The sequence below is a fragment of the Streptomyces sp. NPDC026417 genome, from assembly GCF_055567695.1.
Genome location: NZ_JBVHPY010000002.1, coordinates 540,584 through 546,762 on the forward strand (window position 1 = coordinate 540,584; position 6,179 = coordinate 546,762).

3 protein-coding genes and 2 pseudogenes are annotated in these 6,179 nt (G+C 68.4%); 4 read left to right on the forward strand and 1 reads right to left on the reverse strand.

All coding sequences use genetic code 11. The features are described from left to right. Positions 1-10 precede the first annotated feature (10 nt). On the reverse strand, positions 11-1,444 hold the full coding sequence (locus tag ACZ4NT_RS05195) for an endo-1,4-beta-xylanase (RefSeq protein ID WP_467723548.1): 1,434 nt from the start codon (positions 1,442-1,444) through the stop codon (positions 11-13). Between the two features lie 884 nt (positions 1,445-2,328). Between ACZ4NT_RS05195 and ACZ4NT_RS05200 the strand changes: the two are divergent. From ACZ4NT_RS05200 to ACZ4NT_RS05215, 4 genes and pseudogenes are all read left to right on the forward strand, one after another. Then, a pseudogene (locus ACZ4NT_RS05200) lies at positions 2,329-3,795 on the forward strand (non-reducing end alpha-L-arabinofuranosidase family hydrolase). A 252-nt stretch (positions 3,796-4,047) separates the two neighbouring features. Beyond that, the gene (locus ACZ4NT_RS05205; protein WP_467723550.1) at positions 4,048-5,268 is read left to right on the forward strand and encodes a metallophosphoesterase; all 1,221 of its coding nucleotides are present in this window, start codon (positions 4,048-4,050) and stop codon (positions 5,266-5,268) included. Between the two features lie 75 nt (positions 5,269-5,343). Beyond that, on the forward strand, positions 5,344-5,478 hold the full coding sequence (locus ACZ4NT_RS05210; protein WP_467723551.1) for a hypothetical protein: 135 nt from the start codon (positions 5,344-5,346) through the stop codon (positions 5,476-5,478). Between the two features lie 307 nt (positions 5,479-5,785). After that, positions 5,786-6,061, forward strand: a pseudogene (locus tag ACZ4NT_RS05215) (transposase); the annotation flags it as partial. Positions 6,062-6,179: the final 118 nt, after the last annotated feature.

Here is a 6,179-nt window from a genome sequence, read left to right on the forward strand (position 1 = left end):
GCGGGTCCCGTCAGGTGCGGGTCCAGCGTTGGTTGCTGCCGTTCGAGCAGGTGTAGAGCTGGATCAGCGTGCCGTTGGCGGTGCCGCCCGCGACGGCGTCGAGGCAGAGGCCGGACTGGACGCCGGCGATGGATCCGTCCGAGTTGAGGCGCCACTTCTGGTTGTCGCCGCCCCAGCAGCTGTAGATCTGGACCTTGGCGCCGTTGCCCGTGCCGGCGGCGTCCAGGCACTTGTTGCCGTAGACCCGCAGCTCGCCGGCGGAGGTGTACGTCCACTGCTGGTTGGTGCCGGAGTGGCAGTCCCACAGCTGGAGCTGGGTGCCGTCGGTGGTGCTGCTGCCGGGCACGTCCACGCAGCGGCCGGAGGCGACGCCCTTGATCTGTCCGCCGCCTGAGGGAGGCGGGGTCGTGGTGCCGCCGTTGAGGGCGTTGAGGACGGCGGTGTACGCGGGCTTCTTGCTGCCGTCGTTGTTGAACAGCAGCGGCGTGTCCCCCGACCGCCAGGAGTCCATGTCACGCACGCCCCAGACGGTGATGCCGAGGCAGCGCGGGACGGCCAGGCAGTCGTTGGTGACGTTGGCGTAGGTCGTGGCCGAGGCGCCCTGGATGTCGAGTTCGGTGATGGCCACGTCGACGCCGAGGGCCGCGAAGTTCTGCAAAGTTGTGCGGAAGTTGCTGTTGTACGGGCTGCCACTGTTGAAGTGCGACTGGAAGCCGACGCAGTCGATGGGCACGCCGCGCTGCTTGAAGTCGCGGACCATGGCGTACATGGCCTGGGTCTTGGCCCAGGTCCAGTCCTCGACGTTGTAGTCGTTGTAGCAGAGCTTGGCGGCCGGGTCAGCTGCGCGGGCGGTGCGGAAGGCGACTTCGATCCAGTCGTTGCCGGTGCGCTGCAGATTGGAATCACGCCGGGCTCCCGAACCGCCGTCGGCGAAGGCCTCGTTCACGACGTCCCACTGGACGATCTTGCCTTTGTAGTGGGTCATCACGCCGTTGATGTGGTCGATCATCGACTGGCGCAGTGCGCTGCCGCTGAGGCTCTGCATCCATCCCGGCTGCTGCGAGTGCCAGGCCAGCGTATGGCCGCGCACCTGCTTGCCGTTCTGCACCGCCCAGTTGTAGACGCGGTCACCGGCAGCGAAGCTGAACTGGCCGCGCTGCGGTTCGGTGGCGTCGATCTTCATCTCGTTCTCGGCCGTCACCATGTTGAACTCACGGCCGGCGATCGTCGTGTACGCCGAGTCGCCCAGCTTGCCCGAGGCGATGGCGGTGCCGAAGTAGCGGCCGCTCTGCGCCGCCGCGGCGCCGAGTGTGTTCTCGGCGGCGTGTGCGGGCGGCGGCGCGACCAGTACGGTCACCGCACCGAGGACGCCGACGACCAGCGCCAGCAGCAAGCCGCGGATCTTCCGGCGTAGGTGGGGTCCGGGAAGGGCGTAGGAGCCCATGACTGTGCCTCCAAGGTGGACATCACGGAAGGACGGAAGCGAAGAGGAACGTGTCGTCCGCTCCCGTTCCGGAGACGGACGGGGCTGGCCTGAACGCGGCAGCACGGGATCACCGGACACCGCGGACGTGGGATCGGACGATCTCCACTGGGCTATCGCTGCTACGCATCTCACTGGAACGACATGGGTGACGCATGTGCCGTGGACGCGCGGATCTGTCGCGCGGGTGGCACAGGTGCTGTGGTGCGCGGATCTGTCACGCCTGCGCTGGACTGTCTTGCGGCTGGTGCGCGGAACTGTCTTGCGGCTGTACGTGGTCTGCCGTGCGGCACACGGTTCTCAGGGCATTGCTCGCCGCCGGAGTGGTTCGATATACCGAACTGCGGCCGGTGTCCCAGACACGGATGATTGAGCGTTGACGGGGCATCGTCAATACTCATCGCAAAATAAGTTTCGGATTTTCAATCGAAACTTTCTGAACTGCACGGGCCGGAGCGTGCTCCCTCACGGCCCCTCCGGCGTCGCCGTTGACAAATGACGCAGGGCGAGGCCGGAGCCAGGGCGGGAATGCGGGAGGCGCCCTCGCTCGACCACATCCCCCCAAGCAGGCCCCCGGGAAAGGCGAATGACGGCCGTGAACTGCGGAGGGGCAGGTCGGCTCGACGGCTTGTAAGGCGCAGGAGGCACACGCTGTTTGTGGACAGATCAGTCCTAGGCCTTGACCGACGGGCCCCGCATTCCTAGCTTGTGCCGTCGAAGCATTCGGAAATCTCCCGAAACTTTCGAGATCGCCCTCCTCTCGCCCCGGCACGTCCGCTCCGCGGTCCATCCGGTCACCGCTCCCCCTCCCGCCCCGCTTCACGCCCCCAATGGAGGCCCCCTTGATGTGGTTTCGCCATCCCGCCCTGGTCCGGCTACGACGCTTACTCGCCGTGCTCGCGCCCTTGGTGATCGTGGCCGCCTTCCTCGGCGCTCAGCCCGCCGCCGCGGCGACGGTGGACCCCAACGCCTCGTACGTGCTGGTCAACCGCAACAGCGGCAAGGCCCTGGACGTCTACAATATGGCGACGAACGACGGCGCCCGCATCACCCAGTGGACCAGGAACGATCAGAGCCAGCAGCAGTGGCAGTTCGTCGATTCCGGGGGCGGCTACTAACGCATCAAGTCCCGCCTCTCGGGCAAGGTGCTGGACGTCTACAACTGGTCCAGCGCGAACGGCGGATCGATCGTCCAGTGGTCCGACCTGAACGCCACCAACCAGCAGTGGCGGCTGGCCGACAGCTCGGACGGCTACGTGCGGCTCGTTTCGCGCCACAGCAACAAGGCTCTCGAAGTGCAGGGCGCCTCCACCGCCGACAACGCGAACATCGTCCAGTACGACGACTGGGGCGGCACCAACCAGCAGTGGCAGCTCGTCAAGGTCGGCGGCGACAACCCCGGCCCGTGCGACCTCCCGTCGACATACCGCTGGACATCGACGGGCGCGCTGGCGCAGCCCAAGCCGGGGTGGGTCTCGCTCAAGGACTTCACCGTCGTCCCCTACAACGGCAGGCAACTCGTCTACGCGACGACACACGACACGGGGACGAGTTGGGGTTCGATGAACTTCAGCCTGTTCACCGACTGGTCGGAGATGGCCTCGGCCAGCCAGAACACGATGTCGGCTTCCACCGTGGCGCCCACGCTCTTCTACTTCGCGCCGAAGAACATCTGGGTGCTCACCTACCAGTGGGGCGCGACCGCCTTCTCCTACCGGACGTCGAGCGACCCCACCAACCCGAACGGCTGGTCGTCCCCGCAAACCCTCTTCTCCGGAAGCATCTCCGGCTCCGGAACAGGACCCATCGACCAGACGCTCATCGGTGACGGGACGAACATGTACCTGTTCTTCGCCGGTGACAACGGCAAGATCTACCGGGCCAGCATGCCGATCGGGAACTTCCCGGGCAGCTTCGGCACGACGTCGACCGTGATCATGAGCGACACGACGAACAACCTGTTCGAAGCCCCGCAGGTCTACAAGCTGCAGGGCCAGAACCGCTACCTCATGATCGTCGAGGCGATCGGCTCGCAGGGCCGCTACTTCCGCTCGTTCACGGCCACCAGTCTGAACGGCTCGTGGACACCCCAGGCCGCGACCGAGAGCAATCCCTTCGCCGGCAAGGCCAACAGCGGCGCCACCTGGACCAACGACATCAGTCATGGCGAACTGATCCGTACCGGCGCCGATCAGACCATGACCGTCGATCCCTGCCATCTGCAGTTGCTCTACCAGGGGCGCAGCCCCAACTCCGGCGGCGATTACGGCCTCCTGCCCTACCGTCCGGGTCTGCTGACACTGCAGCGCTGACGGCGTGACACGAGTCCGGCTCCGGTACGGAGTCGGCGGGGGGGGGGGGGGGGGGGGGGGGGGGGGGGGGGGGGGGGGGGGGGGGGGGGGGGGGGGGGGGGGTGGGGGGGGGGGGGGGGGGCACCCCCCCCCCCCCCCCCCCCCCCCCCCCCCGACTCGCTCGAGAATCTTCGCCCGTGAACGCCGGTCCGGCGGGCCCGAGGGCGACCGGATACAGTGCGCGAGACGGCAGCCCGGTCAGGGAGGGGAAGCATGACCGACACCAGCGACACCCGACCCGCCGACAGCGAAGCGCATGTGCCGCGGCAGGGCCGACTGCACCGCCTGATGCGCTACATCCCCCTGATCGCTCCCGTCCTGCTGTGGACCGTGCCTTGCTGGGTGTTCCTGCACACCGGCCAGCACTGGCCGCTGCCCGTCATTCTGGTCGGCACCGCCCTGTTCGCCCTCGGCCTCGTTGCCATGCCGCTCGCGATGACGCGCGGCCACGGACGGCGCCAGCAGGACCGGGCGGCGATCGTCGGTGACACCCTGCTGGGCGCCGGCTGGGTTCTGTTCACCTGGTCCGTTCTGCTCGGCGTCCTGCTGCGGCTCGCCCTGACCGTGGCCGGCGTCGGCGAGAGCCAGGACCGGGCCCGCATCGTCACGTGGGCCGTCCTCGGCGTGACCGCCGCACTCCTCGCCTGGGGGTACGCCGAAGCCCGCCGCGTGCCACGCGTGCGCCGGCTCGACGTGCAACTCCCCCGGCTGGGTGCCGGGTTGGACGGCCTCCGCGTCGTCCTCATCACCGACACCCACTACGGTCCCCTCGATCGCACGCGCTGGTCGGCACGGGTGTGCGAGACGGTGAACACTCTGGAAGCCGACCTGGTCTGTCATACCGGCGACATCGCGGACGGCACGGCCGAACGCCGCCGGGCCCAGGCCGCCCCACTCGCCACCGTGCGGGCCACCCGGGCCCGGGTGTACGTCACCGGCAACCACGAGTACTACAGCGAGGCCCAGGGCTGGGTCGACCTGATGGACGAGCTGGGCTGGGAGCCGCTGCGCAACCGCCATGTGCTACTCGAACGCGGAGGCGACACCCTCGTGGTCGCCGGCGTGGACGACGTCACGGCCGAGTCCTCGGGCCTGGCCGGGCACCGCGCCCACCTCGCCGGAGCCTTGACCGGCACCGACCCCGACCTGCCCGTCCTGCTCCTGGCACACCAGCCCAAGTTCGTCGACCGGGCGGCAGCCGACGGCATCGACCTCCAGCTCTCCGGCCACACCCACGGCGGCCAGATCTGGCCCTTCCACCACCTGGTCCGCATCGACCAGCCCGCCCTCGCCGGCCTCAGCCGGCACGGCACCCGCACCCTCCTGTACACCAGCCGCGGCACCGGCTTCTGGGGACCACCGTTCCGCGTCTTCGCCCCCAGCGAGATCACCCTGCTCGTGCTCCGCTCCCCGCTCCTTCCCACCTCGCCGTAGCACTCCGACGGGCCGGCACAAGGGCGGGCGAAACGGGCGACCGCGGCGCGTGACACGAAGTGGGGTGCCGAAGAGGTGTTCCGCGCCCAGGACGACAGCGGACGCGTGATGGTCGTCGTCCTCCGGTACGAGCTGCGCGACGAAGCGCGCGCCATCGCCGGCGTCATCGGGCTGACCACCGCGGCGCTGCGCGACGCGTCCGCTCAGTAGCAGCAGCCAGCCGACGCGTCGGCCGGGCACTGACAACGGCGGCAGCGTCCGCCCAGTAGGGAAGGGAACGGCGGTGGCGAGCAAGGCCCAAGCAGCGTGGGACGCGCTGAATCAGCGGCAGCGGACATACCTGGCGGTGCTGTGCGACACGGACCAGGCCATCGAGGCCCTGCCCTTGCCGAGACGAAGCACTGGCCCGTCGCCCAGGACCAGGAGATCATCCGTATCCCGCACGCGACGTGGAGCTTCACCGCATTGCGCTCACCCAGCTCGACGCCGGCGCTTTCGTCGACGTCCTTCTCCCGGTCACCACGCCCGCCTTGGCATCGACATGGAAATCGTCCAACGCGCCCCCGGCACCAAGGGGTTCACGCCGCTGCCCAGACGCTGGACCGTGGAGCGGACCTACGGCTGGCTGATGTTCCACCGCCGCCTGGCCCGCGACTACGAAACCGTCCCAGCCCGCTCCGAAGCCATGATCCAGCTGGCCATGACCGATCTGATGGCCCGCCGCCTCACCGACGAAGCCACCATCTCCTGGCGCGACCCGACACCACGGGATCAAACACCCATTGCGGGATGAAACATCGGGAGAAAACGACCTCTTACTGATCTTTTCGTAAGTTCGGTGGGTGTGCTGGATGGATGGTCAGGCCGGTGTGAGTGAGGAAGGACCATGGCAGTTGTGGGTTGTGGTTGAT